Raw genomic sequence first — 18,712 nt, forward strand, 5'->3', positions numbered from 1 at the left:
ATTATATCTTTTTGAAGTCTATTGACCAAAACCAATAAATGAAAGTGCCCAGTTAGGTAAATTTAAGTAATTCAAAATTGTTGCATCAAACTCATGTATTTTTGGAAAAAATTTATCTAATCCCCACCATAGTAGAAAAGGTAAATTAAATAAAATTTGTAATTGCCATTTATAAGTTAAAACACTCCAAATTTTTATTAATTTACTCTTGAGTGAGTCATCTAATTCTCCCCAATTTTTTGAGATTAAATTGAATAAATTTTTGGATTCTGTCTTTATGGAATCTGGTGTATTCATTTTTCTTTTTTCTTATTTATAACCGATAAACATTTATTTCGAGAGTATTAACCTGGTGGCCAATTCATTTTTCTTCCAGATAAAAAATGAATATGTAAATGAAAAACTGTTTGTCCCGATTCTGCTCCGGTATTAATTACTGTTCTCCAATTAGTTAAATTTTTTGACTTAGCTATTTTGCTACCTACAAATAGTAAATGCCCTAATAAATTTGCATCTTTTTCAATACACTCTAATAAACTGATAATGGGCTTTTTAGGAATCACTAAAAAATGTACTGGAGCTTGCGCCTGGATATCATTAAATGCAATACAAAACTCATCTTCATAAAGCTTATCGCAGGGGATTTCTTCATTAAGAATTTTTTGAAATATTGTAGTTTCAGTCATTAAATTAAGTTATCGAAATAACGTCTTTTTCGTGAAACCCTTCTTTTATAAGTTCTTTTTTTAAGTCATCCTTTGATGTAACTCTATCAACAAATAATATTCCATTTAAGTGATCCATTTCGTGTTGAATACACCTAGCTAAAAGTCCATCTGCTTTCATTTTACGTGGTCTTCCCATTTCATCTCTAAATTTTAATTTTATAGTTGATGGTCTTACTACATTTAAATATACACCAGGTATGCTCAAGCAGCCTTCTTCGTATGAATTCAGGGTTGTTCCATAGTCTGTAATTTCTGGATTGATTAAGATTAAAGGTTCTGCAGCTGAATCTTCAAAATTTACATCAATCACAAGAAGCTCTTTATTAATACCAATTTGAGGTGCAGCAAGTCCAATTCCTTTGGCCGCATACATGCTTTGAATCATTTCTCTAGTAAGTTTTCTAATCGATTCATCAACCTTAGTTATTCTTTTGGAATTTTGTCTTAAAACATCATCACCAAGTTTATAAATTTCGAGAGATGGCTTACCTGTTTGTTCTTTTGCAATTTTTTCCGAGTTCCCATTTGTTTTTGACTTTTTTGCAAGTTGTGAAAAATGGTTTGCCACGTTAATAAAAAAAAGTTTTTAATGAAGACTTTAGCTATAAAAATACTAGCACTTTAATTTACTTTCTTTATAGTTTTATAAATGAGTAATGATGATAAATTACAAGTTAGACAAAATCTATCTAAAACAAATTCTTTTAAGGAATTAACTATTATTAGGGATACCATTTTTTGGATTGATTTTGTTGGTGAAGGTCAAAATCAAAATGCCATTTTTGCAAGACCATTTTATGAGAAAGATGCATTTCCTCAAAAATTAACTAATAAAAAATATCTTATTAAAAATAATTTTCATGGATATGGTGGTAAATCTTATAAATGCATAGATTTTAAAAATAATTTTTATTTGATTTGGATAGATCAGTTTTCAAAGGCAGTATGGTTTGAAATTTTTAAAAATGCGGGAATAACAGATAAAAGTCAAAACAAATATCTTGAATCAGTTCAAGAACCGCGGCAGCTATCTAAATCAATAGAAGGAAATTTTGATTCTTCATTTGTTATTTCTGAAAAAGATTTTTTGTACGGTATTTGTGAAATAAATAATAGTGATTATTTATTTTCTTTAAACCTAAATAAAAATGAACAAGATATTTATCTAATAAAAAAATTTAAAAATTTTGCCGGCGATTTATCTTCAAATACTTCTGTAAGCTTACTTTCTTGGATAGAGTGGGATTCTCCATATATGCCATGGGAAAAAAATAACCTCTTTTTTGCTCAAATGGACTTAGATGGAGAGATAAAGCAACTAAAAAAGTTCTCAAACGAACTGGTTAATACCAAAAAGAATGTTTCTTTTTTTCAACCTTATTGGATTAGTGAAAAAATTTTAGTATGTTCTGAAGATAGTTCTGGATGGTGGAACTTATTGTTTCTAGATGTTAGTGAAATTGAGAGTATTTTTATTACGAAAAGAATAAAGAGAAATTGGATTGAATATGGAGCACCTCAATGGGTTTCAGGAATTGCATTTTTTTCAGGAACTTTACAAAATTTATTTTGTTTGGCAAAAAAAGAAAATAGTTGGATATTGGAACAATATAAAGATCTTGCATTTTTTAAAAAATTTTCTACTCCTTTTACTGCAGTAAGTGATTTTAGTGTTTTTGAGAAGAAAGTTGTTTTAAAAGGTTTTGGATCTGATTTTTTGGGTAATTTATTTGAAATTGATTTCAAAGAAAAAGTTTCATCAGATTTTTTTGAGGAAATAAATGTTGAACATATAAAGGATTGTTCAAAACCCGAATCATTTTGGTTTAAAGGTTTTGAAGATAAATTAACTCATTCTTTTCTGTATAGGCCGCTTGTTGAAAAATTTAGAAAACCACCTCTCTTGGTTAGAGCTCATAGTGGACCAACTTCATGTTTTGATGGCTCCTATAATGCTGAAGTTCAATATTGGACTGCTCAAGGATTTTTTGTTGCTGAAGTTAATTATGGAGGATCATCTGGGTTTGGGAAAGTGTATAGAGAAAGGTTGAACTATAAGTGGGGAATTGTTGATTCTTATGATTGCAAAGCACTAGCACTTGAATTACTTAAATTAAATCTAGTTGATAGTGAAAAAGTAGTAATTTTTGGTAATAGTGCTGGTGGATTCACCGCTCTAAATTGCTTATCGTATGGGTCTATTTTTACAGCTGCAATTTGTAAATATCCTGTGATAGATCTTAAGGAGATGCATTACAAAACCCATAGGTTTGAAAAAGATTATTTAAATTCTTTGGTAGGAGATTATGAAAAAAACCATGATAAATATATATATAGATCGCCTATAAATCGAATTAACAAAATAAAAAAACCTATCTTATTGTTTCATGGCAAAAAAGATTCAGTTATCTCATATGAACAAACTTTAAAAATTCAAGAGATATTGATTCGGAATAATAAATTTTCAGAAGCTATTTTTTTCGAAAATGAGGGTCATGGTTTTAAAAATATTGAAACTAAGGAATTAGTAATGAAAAAATCTCAGGAATTTTTAAAAAACGCTTTGAATATTTAAGAATACATTTTTAGAAAATTAATAGTCTCTTTCAATTTTTCTAAAAATATATCAATCTCTTCTTTATTGGTTGTGAAATTCATGCTAATCCTAGCCGTTGATTTAATTCCGATATATCTGTGCAGAGGTTGACAGCAATGATGTCCACTTCTGATACAAATTCCTTTCGAATCAAGAATTTCAGCAATATCGTTTGCATGTATATTTTTTATATAAAAAGTAGCAAGTGATGCTCTGTCTGGATCTATCTCTGGAGATGGACCGATAATTTCAATATCTTCTATCTGATTTAATTTTTTAAATAAATATTTAGTAATATTTTTTTCATATTTATGAATATTATTCAATCCAATATTGTTTATGTAATTTATTGCCTCTGCCAGACCTATGGCTTCTGCAATAGCAGGAGTTCCAGCTTCAAATTTATGTGGTAGTTCTGCCCAAGTACTTGTCTCTTCAAAAACATCTTGAATCATTTCGCCACCACCAAAGAGAGGAGGAATCTTTTCTAGAATTTCTTGTCTTGACCAGAGGAAACCAATACCTGTTGGACCACAAAGTTTATGTCCTGAACCCGCTAAAAAGTCTATATCAAGATCAATTACATCCAGTTTTTGATGAGCTAAACTTTGGCATGCATCTATTAGCACTAAAGAACCTTTTTGCTTGGCTAATTTAGTTATCTCTTTGATTGGATTGCAGCAACCTAGTGTGTTGCTTATATGTACGATGCTAACAAGTTTTGTTCTTGATGTTAATTTAGATTTAAAATCATCAATATCTAATTTTCCATTTTTATCTATACCTATAAATTTTAATTTGCATTTATTTTTTGCTGCAACCATTTGCCAAGGCACAATATTGCTATGATGTTCCATTATTGACAAGAGAATTTCATCATTTTCTTTCAAAGAAGATTCACCCCATGATCTAGCTGCGAGATTAATTGCTTCAGTAGCATTTCTTGTAAAAATAATTTCTTTTGTTGAATTCGCTTTTATATATTTACTAATTAAATATCTTGCATTTTCAAACTCTTCTGTTGCTTTAGCACTTAATTGATGCGCACCTCTATGTACATTGGCATTAAAGTTTCTGTAATATTCATCAATTTTTTTTAAGACCTGTATCGGTTTTTGAGTAGTCGCAGCATGGTCTAAATAAATGATTTGCTCATTATTTGTTAAATTCTTATTTAAAAGAGGAAAGTCTTTCTTGGTTATTTCAGGAAAATTTTGAATCGTTTCCATTAATTCTCATTTAAAAGTTTATCAAGCAAATCCCATCTGTCTTTTACAACGGGAATAAATGAAATTATTTCTTGAAAGTAAGAACTTAATTGTAGTTTACTGGCTTCTTTTAATGTGATACCTCTTGCTCTCATATAAAAAAGTTCTTCTTCATTTAATTGTGAAATTGTAGCTCCATGTTTGCATTTGACATCATCAGCAATTATTTCTAATTGAGGTTTGGTATCTATTTGTGCGAGATTTGATAAAAGTAAATTTCTGCTTAATTGAGAAGCATCAGTTTTCTGGGCAATTTTTGGAACAATAATTGAACCCTCAAATATTGCATGTGATTTATCGTCAGCAAGAGATTTGTTGATTTGATCTAAAAATCCATTTGGACCATTAAAGTATATTTTTGTATGAGTAGAAATTTGTTCATCGTTTTTTGTTACTTGCATACCTTTGATATTGGTTTTAGCATTTCCTGCAGATTGTTTTATATGAATTTCAAATCTTGCATAATTAAATTTGAAATGTAAAGAACCTAAGTTGTATTTACTATTTTTTTGTTGAATTACATTGAGAGAATTAACTAGATTTGATTTGTTTTCACCATATGACACAACACCATGAGTTACAGAACTATTTTCTTCTAAAAAAAAGAATGTTGATTGAGATAATGCAGAGTTTTCTACACCAAGATTTACTTGTAATAATTCAATATCACAATTTTTTTCTAAAAATATTACTAGGGTTTTTGCCTTTAAAGAATTACTTGATGCATGACTAAAGATTTCAATAGGAGGAATTTTGGATCCGTTTATTTTTAATCCCAAGATATTCTTGTCACAACTTAAAGAAAGATTTAGGAGGTCACTCCAATGTTCATTTTGATCAAAACAAGATATCTGTTGCTTTATGAATTTATCTAATTTATCTTTACTCAATTGCTGTATTGAATAATTTTTTTCTATCAATGAAATTTGGCTATTCTCACCAATTGTTAATCTAATAATATTTTGAGAACTATAAGGATATGATATAAGAGATTTTTGATCTTTTTCATTGACTGAGTAGTCTAAGAAGTTTGATAATTTTGATTTGTTTGATAGTCTCCATATTTCACTTTTAGGATTAGGGAGAGGGTTTGATTGTAATTTATGAAGACAGATTTTTTGTATTTCTGTTGGATTATCAATTAATTTATTGGTTTTTATTTTTTCAATAATTTCCATTTTACGTCTCTTTTACAAAGTTATCAGTCCATTCATAACCTTTGCGTTCAAGCTCTAAAGCAAGATCACTGCCGCCAGTTTTTATGATTTGTCCATCTGCCATAACGTGGACATAATTTGGTTCTATTTCATCTAATAATCTTTGATAGTGAGTAATTAATATAATTCCAGTTTGTGCATTAGATATTTTTTTAATTCCTGATGCGACAATTCTAAGAGCGTCAATGTCTAGACCAGAATCGGTCTCATCTAAAATTGCTATCTTCGGCTCAAGTAAAGCCATTTGCAGAATTTCGTTTCTTTTCTTTTCACCTCCGGAAAATCCTTGATTTACGCTTCTTGATAAGAATGCGTTATCCATTTTTACCAGTTCCAACTTTTCTTTAACTAATTCTTCAAAATCAAAAGTATCTAATTCTTCTTTATTAAGGAATTTTCTTCTAGCATTTGTTGAAACTCTAAGAAACTCGAGATTACTAACGCCTGGAATTTCTATTGGATATTGGAAACCAAGGAAAATTCCTGATTGAGCTCTTTCTTCAGGTTCGAGAGAGTTAATATTTTCACCTGATAATTTTATGTCGCCATTTGTAATGTTATATAAGGGATGTCCTGCAATAATTTTTGAAAGAGTACTTTTACCACATCCATTTCTTCCCATAATGGCATGGATTTCTCCAGGGTAGACAGTAATTGAAACCCCCTTCAAAATTGGAAGATTATCAGTAGATGCAAAGAGATTTCGAACTTCTAAAATTGGATCTGATTCTTTCATGTTACTTTGCATTTCACTTTAGAAATTGATTAATTAACCTACTGAGCCCTCGAGTTTAAGAGCCAGTAACTTATCTGCTTCAGCAGCAAATTCCATAGGTAATTGATTAAATACATCTCTGCAGAAACCACTGACCATCATAGATATTGCCTCTTCAAATTCTATACCTCTGCTCTGGAGATAAAAAAGTTGATCTTCAGAGATTCTACATGTGCTTGCTTCATGCTCAATTTCCGAATTGGGTTGTTGAGATTTTATATAAGGAAATGTATTTGCAGAAGCTTGATCCCCTATTAACATTGAATCACATTGGCTGTAATTTCTTGATCCAATTGCTTTTGTACCCATTTTGACAAGGCCTCTATAGCTATTGATTGAATTGCCTGCACTTATTCCTTTGCTAACAATAGTTGATTTGGTTTTGGGACCAATATGGATCATTTTTGTGCCTGTATCTGCTTGTTGAAGATTATTTGTGAGTGCTACTGAATAAAATTCCCCTACAGATTCTTCGCCTAAAAGAAGACAACTTGGATATTTCCAGGTAATTGCAGAACCTGTTTCAACCTGAGACCAACTAATTTTACTTCTCTTACCTAAACATTTTCCTCTTTTAGTGACAAAATTAAAAATTCCGCCAACACCTTTTTCATCACCAGCATACCAATTTTGTACCGTTGAATACTTTATTGCGGCATCGTCTAGGGCTATTAGTTCTACTACTGCAGCATGTAGGGTATTTGTATCAAACATTGGGGCTGTACAGCCTTCTAGATAGCTTACAGAACTTGATTCTTCGGCAATTATTAGTGTTCTCTCGAATTGTCCAGAATCACCACTATTAATTCTAAAGTAGGAAGATAGGTCCATAGGACAGGTCACGCCTTTTGGGATATAAACAAAAGAACCATCACTAAAAACAGCAGAATTTAGTGCTGCAAAATAATTATCACCAGCTGGAACTACTGTACCTAAATATTTTTCAATCAAATCTGAGTGATTTTTTACTGCTTCACTGATTGAGCAAAATATAACTCCATGTTCGGCAAGTTCCTCTCTAAATGTTGTAGCTATAGAAACACTATCAAACACAGCATCTACTGCTACATTCGTGAGTTTTTTTTGCTCAGTAAGAGGTATTCCTAATTTGTCAAAAGTCTCAAGAAGTTTGGGATCAACTTCATCCAAACTAGAAATCTTTTCTTTTTGTTTGGGAGCAGAATAATAAATTATATCTTGATAATTGATCTCTTTATATCCTAATTCTGCCCAATTAGGTTCCTCCATTTTTTGCCATTTTTTAAAAGCTTTTAATCTAAAATCAAGAAGATATTTTGGCTCTTCTTTTTTTTCTGAAATTAGTCTGATGATATCTTCATTCAATCCCTTTGCAATTTTTTCAGTTTCAATATCTGTAACGAAACCATATTTGTATGGCTCCTTTACTACATCTTTAACTAAATTTTCGTTAACCATGTTATCAAAAATAACTTATTACAATTAGCTTTATATACTTTAAACGAAAGATACCCCTAATATTGAGTTTTTTCCCTTTATTAAAACTAAAAATTAATGTCTAAACATCTTGATCCCTTTTCAAACTCTTTAAACAAGCAAACTATTCAAGAAATTGATAATTTGGATCTACCAATTAAGCAGAAACATCATGTAAGAATACTTGCTCATTGCCTCCAGATTTTTAAAATTATAACTGAAGATAATAGTTCTGAATTATGTGATAAAAATCCTCTAAGAGAATGGTGTGATAATCAATCCAAAAAATTTGATGATAAAAAATTTAGTGATCTGTTTTATGAGCAATTAGAATCAACTGCAAAAAAGTTAAATACTTTTTCACAAAGAATAGGTAAAAATATTCAGGACTTAGAGATAGATGATTTAGTACTTCTAGTTGAACAAAGTTAGAAATCTCCTTAAATTGATCCCGAAGAAAAAATATATTTTTGTTGAGTCGTTAACAAAATTAGGTAATAAAATTTAAAAAAAAAGAAAATTAATTTACATTCAAACAAATTCTAAAAATTAATTAATCCCTCTATTACCAGTTGTTTTGGGGCGAAATACAAATTTTTAAAATCTTTGAGTAGTCAGAGGATCCTGACGACCGGGCTAAAAGTCACACAATTGCAAAAAAAAAAGAACATACTGATCCCAAACAAAAACGGAGATTTTAAAGTGGCTGATGTGATCAGAAATAAAGATCAATTACTCTCACTAACCCTCAGACAATTACGTCAAGAAGCAAGTAAATTATCAGTACCTCTATACAGTAGGAAAACAAAGGCTGTATTAGTTGACTTAATTCTTAAATATCAAGAAAAATCTCCTACGAAAACAAATATCAGTACATCTCAGCCAAATTCTGCAAATAACTTCGAGTCCAATACCTTTAGCAGTAGTGAAGAAGTTAAAACAAATGTAGTGTTTTTACCCCGGGATCCAGACTGGGCATACGTTTTCTGGCAAATTTCAGATGATGATCGAGAAAAAGCTCAATCTTTGGGAGCAAATAAATTATGTCTACGATTATTTGATGCATCTGGTTTTGATGGAAGTAATCTTAATCAAGGAACACTAAGGGAGATAGCAGTTGATAGCTATAGTACTGAGTGGTACTTACCAATTCCACTTGCAGATAGAGACTATAAGGTTGAATTAGGTTATAAATATGGTTTTAACTGGATGTCATTGGCATTCTCTTCAATAAGTCATGTTCCTGCATCCCATCCATCAGAGCAAATTCTTGACAAATTTGTGCCTTTTAATTTGGATGCTAGTACTGAGTCGATTCCAGAAATTTCAAATCCTGTAGTTCCAGAACAAACCGGTATGCATGAAAGACTATATCAAGCAGCAACTAATATTCCTCGTAGAAGGAAAGTGGGTTCAGAAGAATTTATGGAAAATGTAAATTCAACAAATCTAAATGATAATCTTACTGACTCAGGTGCTGGTAAATGGTCCTCAGGTTTAAATGAATCTGGAAGTGGGATTGTTAAAAATAGATCTTTTTGGCTTGTTGCAGATGCTGAATTAATTGTTTATGGAGCCACTGAACCTTCGGCAAAACTCACAATTGGTGGAGAAGATGTTCCCCTAGCTGCTGATGGAACTTTTAGAATTCAAGTTCCATTTAGAGACGGGACTCAAAAATATGATATTAAAGCGGTTGATGTATCTGGTGAGCAAGAAAAAAGTATATCAATCAAATTTGATAGAACTACTCCACTTGACGATACTAACGAAAAAGATAAAGCTGAGACAGAATGGTTTTAATCACTTAAATTAATGCTGAAAAAAATTGTAGCCTTTACTCCCTTGTTTGGAGCATTAACATTTCCACTTATAGTTCCAATTACAATTTCTAAATTTGGTGTTAACTATGGAATTCTAAGCGCATTATTAATTTCTTCATTATGGTTTATCGCTATGTTAAGAACATCCGAAATGCCTCATTAATTTAGTTAGATTTTTGGAAGTATCTTAAAATTATGACTGAAGTTAGTGTAATAAATATCAATTCTCCCTTCTTAGATCAAAAACCCGGCACCTCTGGTTTAAGAAAAAGCACTTTAAAGTTTCAGCAAAAAAATTATCTAGAAATTTTTATAGAAGCAATTTTACAATCACTGGAAGATTTACAAGTTTCAACATTAGTAGTTGGTGGTGATGGCAGATATGGAAATATTGAAGCAATAGAAAAAATTGTGCAAATATGTGTTGCTCATAAAGTGCAAAAGGTTATTGTTCCAAAATGTGGTTTATTATCTACTCCTGCTACATCACATTTAATTAGAAAAGAGAATGCTATTGGTGGCATTATTCTTTCTGCAAGTCATAATCCTGGAGGGATTGATGGTGACTTTGGAGTCAAGTTGAATATATCTAATGGTGGCCCAGCTCCTGAGATGATTACTAATAAGATATTCAAAGCTTCACAATTACTTACTAGTTATAAAATTTGTAAAATTCAACTACCAAATTTTACTGAATATGGAGCATATTCTTTCGGGGAAACTACCTTAGAAATTATTGATGGATTGAAAGATTATTCTGATTTGATGGAGGAAATTTTTGATTTTGATCAAATTAGTGATTTTTTAAAAAAAGACTTCTCATTAATTTTCGATGCAATGAATGCGGTTACAGGCCCATATGCAACAAATATTTTTGTTGAAAAAATGGGTCTCTCAAATGATTGTGTTATGAATGGTACTCCGTTAAAAGATTTTGGCGGTTTACATCCTGATCCCAATCTTACTTATGCTTCTCATTTAGCTGATTTATTATTAAATAAAAAATCTTATAGTTTTGGTGCTGCTTGCGATGGAGATGGCGATAGGAATATGATTCTGGGAAGTGGATGTTTTGTAAATCCTAGTGATAGCCTGGCAGTGATTACTGCTAACACCAAATGTGTCCCTGGTTATAAAGATGGTATTACAGGTGTAGCACGATCTATGCCAACTAGTTCAGCAGTTGATAACGTTGCGCGTGCATTAAATATCCCTTGTTTCGAGACACCTACTGGGTGGAAATTTTTTGGAAATCTTTTAGATTCTAATTTAATTACATTATGTGGAGAAGAAAGTTTTGGAACAGGTAGTAATCATGTAAGGGAGAAAGATGGATTATGGGCAGTTTTGTATTGGTTACAAGTTTTAGCCGAAAAAAATTGTTCTGTAAGTGATTTGATACAGAGTCATTGGAAACAATTTGGTAGGAATTATTATTCAAGACATGATTATGAGGCAATTCCCTCAAATATTGCTAATCAAATCTTTGGTGATCTAACTTCTAGGCTCGAAAATTTAAAAGGAAGTAATTTTGCTGGTCATTTAGTTCAAGTTGCAGATAACTTTTCATATTTAGATCCTGTGGATGATTCCATAAGTGAAAATCAAGGTTTAAGATTGATTCTTGATGATAATTCACGCATAATTGTACGTCTTTCTGGAACTGGAACTAAGGGTGCAACATTAAGACTCTACTTTGAGAAATTTTTCAATTCTAAACAGAATCTTTCGTTAAATCCTCAAGTCGCTTTGAAACCCCTAATAGATAATTTAGATGATTTGTTAAATATTTCAAAACTTACTCAAATGCAAACTCCTACGGTAATTACATAGACTTTAAAGTAATATTTCTTGATTTAATTTATATGCATTCCGAAAATTTATTTACCAATTATTCTCAAATAGAAAGTAATGCTCCTTTGGCAGATAAGTTGAGACCAAAGAATTTAGACGATTTTTTTGGTCAAAAATCAATCTTAAATGAGAATTCGCTCTTAAGGAGTGCCATATTAAACGATAAGATTAGTAATTTTATTTTTTCTGGCCCTCCTGGTGTGGGGAAAACTACTTTAATTGAAATTATTGCTTTTAATACGCGTTCAAAATTAATTAAATTAAACGCTGTATTATCAAGTATCAAAGAATTAAGAAATGAAATCGCTAATGCAAAAGAAAGATTAATAAATACAAAAAGAAAAACAATTTTATTTATCGATGAGGTGCATAGATTTACATCTGTGCAGCAAGATGCTTTATTACCCTCAATAGAGAATGGAACTATAACTTTTATAGGTGCTACAACTGAAAACCCCTTCTTTGCAGTTAATAAAGCGCTTGTTAGTAGGTCTCGCATTTTTACATTAATTCCTTTAAGTGAAACTGATTTGAAGAAAATTATAAAAAAAGTTATAAGTTACTATGCAAAACTTAAGGAACCAAAAAAGGTTTGTTTAACTCAGGATGCAATAAATCATTTAATTAAATTTTCTGGTGGTGATGCAAGAACACTAATCAATGCATTAGAGATGGCAATAGGAACAACTGATGAAAATGAAGCTGAAGAAATTAATATTAATCTCTCAATTGCAGAGGATGCAATTCAAAAGAAAAATATTGTTTACGATAAAAATGGTCAAAATCATTACGATATAGTAAGTGCATTTATTAAGTCCATTAGAGGTTCTGATCCAGATGCAACTTTATTTTGGCTTGCAAATATGCTGGAAGCTGGCGAAGATCCTAATTTTATTTTTAGAAGACTTCTTATATCTGCCAGTGAAGATATTGGGATTGCTGATCCTAATGCCATAGTAGTTGTACAATCGTGTTGTAATGCTTTTGATAGAGTTGGTTTTCCAGAGGGATTATATTTTTTAACACAAGCTTCCTTGTATTTAGCTATTTCTCCAAAAAGTAATAGTACGAAAAAGATTTTTAAAGCAATTGAAACATTCAAATCTATCAATGCTTATGAAGTTCCAAGTCATTTAAAAAATAATTCTAATAGTTATGTTAATCCTCATAATTATCCAGGAAATTGGGTCGCACAAGAATATCTTCCCATAGCTGTACGAGGTTTAAAAATATGGGAACCAAATAATAATGGATGGGAAAAAATTAAATATGATGAATTGCTTAGAAGAAAAGAAAACTAAAAATTTTTCGAACAACAAATAATCTCAGTATTAAAAGAAGTTTTTTCTTCGTAGGCTAAAGCTATAGTCCAATTATGAAAATTAATTTGAGAATAATGTAAATGTAAGTTTTTCTTATTATGTATTAACTCTTTTGGTTTTTCAAAATATTGCCAATGATTTATGTCTTTAGATAATCTTCCATGATCCCATTTTATTGCTGCTTCAACAGCACACCATTGATTTAAAATCATATTCTTGGTCATATTCTTATTTTGAATTGATTTATTGGTATGAAAAAAATATTTTTCTGCAAATTTTACATGGTTAAAATCTCTATCTTTTCTCTCAATATCTATCCCAATTTTGTTTTTGTGCCAGACTATAGTTACGGCATCTTTGCAATGACTTAAACTTATATTTCCCATGCCAAGAGCTAATTTTGGAGGTTTTCCAGGATGGGCATTTATAGGAATTTCTAGGGGATCTAAATCAAAAAGGGTTGATAGTGATTTTCTTAAATAAGCCCTTGTTTCTAAATAAACCTTTGATCTTAAACCTGATAGTTTTTTCGCAGTTTTAATTTCCTCTATCGTTACGACATCTTGTACTCCTTTAATCTCATAAAACCAAATTTTTGGTATTTTATATTTATACTCATTTAATAATTTCAATGGCTCTTAAGGTTGGTGACAAAGCACCAGAATTTAAATTAAAAGATTCTTTTGACAAAGAAGTCTCTCTTAATGATTTTAAAGGTAAAAGAATAATACTATATTTTTATCCAAAAGATAATACTCCAGGCTGTACTAAAGAAGCCTGCAATTTTAAGGAAAATTGGGATTTACTCCAGAAAAATAATATAGTTGTTCTTGGTATCAGTAAAGATAATGCAGTTTCTCATCAGAAGTTTATAGAAAAATTTAATTTACCTTTTATTCTTTTAACTGATCCTGAACCTTTTAAAGTTTCTTCTGATTATGACAGCTATGGACTTAAGAAATTTATGGGAAAAGAATATATGGGAATGATGAGAAATACATTTTTGATTGATACTGACGGAAAAATTGAAAAAATCTACTTAAAGGTAAAAGCAGCAATAATGGCTGATCATATAATTGCAGACCTCCGATTACAGTAACTGCTAGAGAGATAGGTGGTGCATGATCATTCCTTCCATAACTAAATTAGGGGAATTGATAATATTTGTTTTCTGAGTTTTTAGATATTTTGTAAGGAATTGAGAGTCTCCTCCACAGGTAATCAAGACATCCTTGAGTGGATTAAATGAACTAATAATAACTTCAGTAAGAGAGTTGATTACCCCTTTCAAAATTGCTTCTTCTGTATTCATTAAAAAATCTTTGGTTGGGATATCATATTTTTTGGGAACTTTGAGGTTTTTTGTGTTTTGTTCCATTGATTTTAATTGTGTCAGTAAACCTGGGATAAGTTGACCACCGATGATAGATCCATTTGGATTTAATTTTGTTATTGATAATATTGTTCCAAAATCTGCAATTAGCAAATCTTTTTTTAAAGGGTTTGCAATAATATTTAAAGCTGCAAGAGACGCAAGAGCTCTATCAACTCCAAAATAATCAGGGAGATTTGATAACCTAATATCTTTGGTTTTTATTTCATTTTCCTCTTTCAGCAAAAAATTTGGTAATTTTCCTACAGAAGCCCAAATTAACCTATCTAGATCTATATTTTCTGGAACTTTTTGCTCTTTTTGGGTATGGAAGAATTTAGATTGATTTTTAGAATATTTAGCCCAATGAAGCCTACTATTGCCCACTAATAAAAAATTTGTATCTGAGATCATTTTTTTATGATCAATTTAATTATTAGTGTGTATTCCACACTCTTGTTTAATCCCCCCAAATCTTGTTGCTCTTCCTTTTGTTTTATTACCATCAGGAGTGCTTGAGTGCCAATCACCTACAGTAGAATAACCTTTGCTGAAAAGTGGATGGGCAGGTAAATTATTCTCTTTCATATAATAAAAAATATCTTTATTTGTCCAATTTAATAAAGGCCTTAGAGAAAGTCTTTGACGAATTAGGTCCAAGAATTTCATTTCTTTTCTATTTTCTGTTTGGCTTGATCTAACACCGCTTGCCCAACAGTTAATTTTATATTTTTCTAGACCATTTTCCAAAGGTTTTATCTTTCTCAAATCATGATACTTATCTAAATCACTCGCTTTATTTGTTTCCCAAAGTTTTCCGTGTATAGTCTCCATTCTTGCTGGGGATAATTCACTTTGCAGAACTTCTATTTCTAAAGATAAATCGACAATAAGTTTTTCAGCATAATGGTATGTTTCTGGAGGTAAATAACCTGTATCTATCCAAAATATTTTGATTTTTTTTTGTAGACATAATTTACTGACCATATTTAAAAGGACTGATGACTGTATACCAAAACTTGTTGTAATTGCGAATTGATTATCAAACTCTTTATAACCCCATGTAAGCATTTCTTGAGCAGTCATATCTCTTAGCTCTTGATTATATTTATTTATTAATTCAGGTTGAATATCTTTTTGGATGTTTTCAATCATTCTTAAAGTTGGTTATGAGATGAATGTTATTTCACTTAATTTGAAAATTCTTCGTATTATTTAATAATACATTTATGGATAACAATATTTCGCTAATGAAAGCAATACAAAAACCAATAGTAATAGTTGGAGCAGGTTTCGCAGGTATGACAGCTGCTTTGAATATAAAGAATCTTAATCCTTCCTTACCTGTTATTGTAGTCGATTCTGCATCCAACTTTATATTTAAACCTTTAATGTATGAAGTTTTAAGTAAAGAAATAAGACTTTGGGAAGCCACGCCAAAATTTGCTAATATTTTTTCTGATGCAGGTATAACTTTTTTAAAAAATTGTTTAACAAAGATTTCCTTCAAAGAAAATATACTTGAATTTAGTGACGAATTAAAATTAAGTTTTCAATATCTTGTAATTTGTACAGGTTCTATACCAAATACTTTTTTGATAAAAGGTGTAGAGGAAAATTGTTATTTTTTTAATGATTTTCATGATCTAAATAAAGTAAAATCCTTTTTAAAAGAATCACAAAAAACTTTGCTTCATAAAAAGTTATTCATAGTTGGAGGTGGTCCCTCTGGCATTGAGTTAGCATGCAAAATTAAAGATATATACAAAGATCAATTTGAAATTAATGTGATAGAAAGATCTAATGAAATACTTAGTAGAAACAAAATTTTCAATAGGGAACAAGCAGAGACCGCATTAGAAAAAAGAAAAATCAATGTTCTTTTAAACACCACAGTTAAAGAAGTCTCAGAAACTAGAATTATTATTTCCAGTGAGGATGGGATAACTTCTTTGGATAAAGATATTGTTATTTGGACTGCAGGTGTTAAACCCAACTTGTCTTATTTGCAAACTGATGAAATAACAAAAAAATTTGGAAGAATTTTAGTTAATAATAATTTGCAAATAGAAAACCATAATAACTGTTTTGCTATCGGCGATATTTCGATCATTGCAGGGATGGAGGATCTACCCATAACAGCTCAGGTTGCGATGCAGGAAGGAAATCATCTCGCTAAAAATCTAGAACTATTAATTCAAGGAAAAGATCCTTTACCTTTTGAATTTCAAGATAATGGTGAAATGATTAGCTTAGGAATAGGGGAAGCTTCAATTGCGGGGCTTGGGGTTACTTTATCGGGAAAATTAGCTTTTGAGGCAAGAAGACTTATATATGCTTCCAAGTTGCCTGATATTAATGAAAGTTTAAAATCTGCATATTCATGGATATTCCACAAAAAATCTATTTTTCAGAATTTTCTTAAAAAAGATAATTTCAATTAAACTTTTTTGAAATATTGTTTTTGGGTATATTGAGTTAAATAAGTCTCATATGAATTTAATTGCAGTTGTTAGTAATAATTATTATGCGTTTATAACGGTAGTTGTTTTAATGATGTCAATAATTTTGTTTATCAAAAATACTATTGCGCCAGAATTGACTGGTTTGTTATGTGTTGGAATTTTTATAACTACAGGGGTTCTTTCCCCTGAGAAAGCTTTAGCTGGATTTGGTAGCCCTTCCTTAATAACTCTGATGGGTTTATTTGCAGTTTCCTCTGCATTATTTAAAAGTGGTGCCTTAGACAGAGTAAGAGAATTGATTTCTTCTGAAAGTATTAGAACTCCAAGGAAATTAATTTCATTAATAGCTTTTTTGATTGCTCCAATATCCGGAATTGTACCTAATACTCCAGTAGTAGCATCCTTGTTACCTTTAATTGAAGGTTGGTGCGAGAGGAGAAATATATCACCATCTAAAGTTTTATTACCTCTTTCTTTTGCTACTTTGCTGGGTGGAACTCTGACATTATTAGGTAGCTCAGTCAATCTTCTTGTAAGTGATATTAGTCAGCAATTAGGTTATGGAGCTTTGGAATTATTTAGTTTGACTGCAATTGGAATTCCTGTGTGGCTGATAGGTACAACCTATATGATTATAGTTTCTGATCTGCTTTTACCAGATAGAGGGAGAGATAAGGATTTCATTAAAAATGGCGATATGAATATTTACTTCACTGAAGTTACTATTCCCTCTTCATCAGAATTAGTTGGACAATCTGTTAGAAATAGTAGATTGCAAAGACGATTTGACGTTGATGTTCTTGAGTTGCAACGCAATGGAAAAGTTATTCTTCCTCCTTTGGCAGATAGAAAGATTGAACCGGATGATAGATTAATAATCCGAGTTACAAGAGCTGACTTATTTAGACTGCAGCAGGAACACACAATTTTATTAGGAGAGAATAAAACATCATTTGGAGGAGCTAATGTTTTTTCAGATGATGAAGGTACTAAAACCTTTGAAGCCTTGTTACCAGCTGGCTCAACTTTAGCTGGTGCTAGTTTGAGAGAATTAAGATTTAGGCAGCGGCATAATGCAACAGTTTTGGCATTGAGAAGAGGTCAGCAAACTGTTCAGGAGAGATTAGGCCAAGCTGTTTTAAGGGCAGGAGATGTTTTGTTATTGCAAGCCCCGTTAGATTCCATAAGAGGTTTGCAGGCCAGCAATGATTTGCTTATTTTAGATCAATTCGAAGATGATTTACCTGTCTTGATTAAAAAGCCTATATCGATTGCAATTGCAATAGGAATGGTGGTTTTGCCTTCGTTGACTAATATTCCATTAGTAGGTTCAGTTCTTTTGGCAGTTATTGCAATGGTTGCTTTTGGATGTTTAAGACCTGCAGAAATACAAAAATCAATTAGGTTGGACGTTATTTTATTATTGGGATCTTTATCATGTTTTAGTGTTGCTATGCAAGTCACAGGATTAGCAGATTTAATAGCAGTTAATCTTAATTTTGCTCTTAATGGAATGCCTCTTTATTTTGCACTAGTCGTAATTTTTGTATCTACAGTTATTCTTACCCAATTTATCAGTAATGCTGCTTCGGTTGCTTTGATTTTGCCTGTTGCTATTGAATTCTCAAGTGTTTTAGGCATTTCACCTAGCGCTTTAATAATGCTTGTTCTATTCGGAGCAAGTCAATCTTTCTTGACACCAATGGGTTATCAAACAAATTTAATGGTTTACGGTCCTGGAAGATATAGATTTTTTGACATCGCAAAATACGGAGCTGGATTAACACTTATAATGTCTTTTACAGTGCCAGCATTGATAATTTTAAATTTCAGATAA

19 protein-coding genes are annotated in these 18,712 nt (G+C 31.0%); 9 read left to right on the top strand and 10 right to left on the bottom strand.

The window, feature by feature from the left end; all coding sequences use genetic code 11:
- Positions 1–18 precede the first annotated feature (18 nt).
- Genes PMT9312_RS00340 through def form a run of 3 tightly spaced genes read right to left on the bottom strand, consistent with a single transcriptional unit; the run spans position 19 to position 1,296 of the window.
- Positions 19–297: a hypothetical protein gene (locus tag PMT9312_RS00340; RefSeq protein WP_011375632.1), complete on the bottom strand. Its 279-nt coding sequence runs from the start codon at positions 295–297 to the stop codon at positions 19–21.
- 47 nt (positions 298–344) lie between these two features.
- Positions 345–686 (bottom strand): histidine triad nucleotide-binding protein, encoded by a 342-nt coding sequence (locus tag PMT9312_RS00345; protein ID WP_011375633.1) that lies wholly within the window; start codon positions 684–686, stop codon positions 345–347.
- Positions 687–690: 4 nt separating this feature from the next.
- Positions 691–1,296 (bottom strand): peptide deformylase, encoded by a 606-nt coding sequence (def, locus tag PMT9312_RS00350; RefSeq protein WP_011375634.1) that lies wholly within the window; start codon positions 1,294–1,296, stop codon positions 691–693.
- An 81-nt stretch (positions 1,297–1,377) separates the two neighbouring features.
- Here def and PMT9312_RS00355 point away from each other — a divergent pair, with 81 nt between their 5' ends.
- Positions 1,378–3,303, top strand: coding sequence for an alpha/beta hydrolase family protein (locus tag PMT9312_RS00355; protein ID WP_011375635.1), 1,926 nt, complete (start codon positions 1,378–1,380; stop codon positions 3,301–3,303).
- Here PMT9312_RS00355 and PMT9312_RS00360 read toward each other — a convergent pair.
- The 4 genes from PMT9312_RS00360 to sufB are packed head-to-tail and all read right to left on the bottom strand — an operon-like array spanning position 3,300 to position 8,021.
- Positions 3,300–4,553, bottom strand: coding sequence for an aminotransferase class V-fold PLP-dependent enzyme (locus PMT9312_RS00360; RefSeq protein WP_011375636.1), 1,254 nt, complete (start codon positions 4,551–4,553; stop codon positions 3,300–3,302). The genes PMT9312_RS00355 and PMT9312_RS00360 overlap by 4 nt on opposite strands.
- Positions 4,553–5,770: a SufD family Fe-S cluster assembly protein gene (locus PMT9312_RS00365; protein ID WP_011375637.1), complete on the bottom strand. Its 1,218-nt coding sequence runs from the start codon at positions 5,768–5,770 to the stop codon at positions 4,553–4,555. The genes PMT9312_RS00360 and PMT9312_RS00365 overlap by 1 nt, the downstream gene beginning before the upstream one ends.
- A 1-nt stretch (position 5,771) precedes the next feature.
- Positions 5,772–6,557, bottom strand: coding sequence for a Fe-S cluster assembly ATPase SufC (gene sufC / locus PMT9312_RS00370; protein ID WP_011375638.1), 786 nt, complete (start codon positions 6,555–6,557; stop codon positions 5,772–5,774).
- A 21-nt stretch (positions 6,558–6,578) separates the two neighbouring features.
- On the bottom strand, positions 6,579–8,021 hold the full coding sequence (gene sufB, locus PMT9312_RS00375; RefSeq protein WP_011375639.1) for a Fe-S cluster assembly protein SufB: 1,443 nt from the start codon (positions 8,019–8,021) through the stop codon (positions 6,579–6,581).
- A 96-nt stretch (positions 8,022–8,117) separates the two neighbouring features.
- Here sufB and PMT9312_RS00380 point away from each other — a divergent pair, with 96 nt between their 5' ends.
- From PMT9312_RS00380 to PMT9312_RS00400, 5 genes are all read left to right on the top strand, one after another.
- Positions 8,118–8,471, top strand: coding sequence for a hypothetical protein (locus PMT9312_RS00380; protein ID WP_011375640.1), 354 nt, complete (start codon positions 8,118–8,120; stop codon positions 8,469–8,471).
- 270 nt (positions 8,472–8,741) lie between these two features.
- A complete protein-coding gene (locus PMT9312_RS00385; protein ID WP_011375641.1) occupies positions 8,742–9,842 on the top strand; it encodes a DUF4912 domain-containing protein in 1,101 nt (366 codons plus the stop codon).
- A gap of 12 nt (positions 9,843–9,854) precedes the next feature.
- Positions 9,855–10,025: a hypothetical protein gene (locus PMT9312_RS09560; RefSeq protein WP_011375642.1), complete on the top strand. Its 171-nt coding sequence runs from the start codon at positions 9,855–9,857 to the stop codon at positions 10,023–10,025.
- Between the two features lie 32 nt (positions 10,026–10,057).
- On the top strand, positions 10,058–11,695 hold the full coding sequence (locus PMT9312_RS00395) for an alpha-D-glucose phosphate-specific phosphoglucomutase (protein ID WP_011375643.1): 1,638 nt from the start codon (positions 10,058–10,060) through the stop codon (positions 11,693–11,695).
- A gap of 32 nt (positions 11,696–11,727) precedes the next feature.
- Positions 11,728–13,017: an AAA family ATPase gene (locus PMT9312_RS00400; protein WP_011375644.1), complete on the top strand. Its 1,290-nt coding sequence runs from the start codon at positions 11,728–11,730 to the stop codon at positions 13,015–13,017.
- On the opposite strand, the gene PMT9312_RS00405 is transcribed toward PMT9312_RS00400, so the two are convergent.
- A complete protein-coding gene (locus tag PMT9312_RS00405) occupies positions 13,014–13,670 on the bottom strand; it encodes a 4'-phosphopantetheinyl transferase family protein (RefSeq protein ID WP_011375645.1) in 657 nt (218 codons plus the stop codon). The two genes, PMT9312_RS00400 and PMT9312_RS00405, sit on opposite strands and share 4 nt — an antisense overlap.
- Between PMT9312_RS00405 and bcp the strand changes: the two genes are divergently transcribed.
- Positions 13,670–14,137, top strand: a complete 468-nt coding sequence (gene bcp / locus PMT9312_RS00410; protein WP_011375646.1) for a thioredoxin-dependent thiol peroxidase — start codon at positions 13,670–13,672, stop codon at positions 14,135–14,137. The genes PMT9312_RS00405 and bcp overlap by 1 nt on opposite strands.
- Positions 14,138–14,140: 3 nt before the next feature.
- Here the strand turns inward: bcp and PMT9312_RS00415 are convergent, their stop codons facing one another.
- Together PMT9312_RS00415 and PMT9312_RS00420 are read right to left on the bottom strand one after the other, a co-directional pair.
- On the bottom strand, positions 14,141–14,824 hold the full coding sequence (locus PMT9312_RS00415) for a type III pantothenate kinase (protein WP_011375647.1): 684 nt from the start codon (positions 14,822–14,824) through the stop codon (positions 14,141–14,143).
- 15 nt (positions 14,825–14,839) lie between these two features.
- On the bottom strand, positions 14,840–15,565 hold the full coding sequence (locus PMT9312_RS00420; protein ID WP_011375648.1) for a phosphoadenylyl-sulfate reductase: 726 nt from the start codon (positions 15,563–15,565) through the stop codon (positions 14,840–14,842).
- 95 nt (positions 15,566–15,660) lie between these two features.
- Here PMT9312_RS00420 and PMT9312_RS00425 point away from each other — a divergent pair, with 95 nt between their 5' ends.
- Both PMT9312_RS00425 and PMT9312_RS00430 read left to right on the top strand, forming a co-directional pair.
- A complete protein-coding gene (locus PMT9312_RS00425) occupies positions 15,661–16,854 on the top strand; it encodes an NAD(P)/FAD-dependent oxidoreductase (RefSeq protein ID WP_036924436.1) in 1,194 nt (397 codons plus the stop codon).
- Between the two features lie 49 nt (positions 16,855–16,903).
- Positions 16,904–18,712: an SLC13 family permease gene (locus tag PMT9312_RS00430; RefSeq protein WP_011375650.1), complete on the top strand. Its 1,809-nt coding sequence runs from the start codon at positions 16,904–16,906 to the stop codon at positions 18,710–18,712.

It is taken from the genome of Prochlorococcus marinus str. MIT 9312 (assembly GCF_000012645.1).
In the GTDB taxonomy this organism is placed as follows: domain Bacteria; phylum Cyanobacteriota; class Cyanobacteriia; order PCC-6307; family Cyanobiaceae; genus Prochlorococcus_A; species Prochlorococcus_A marinus_L.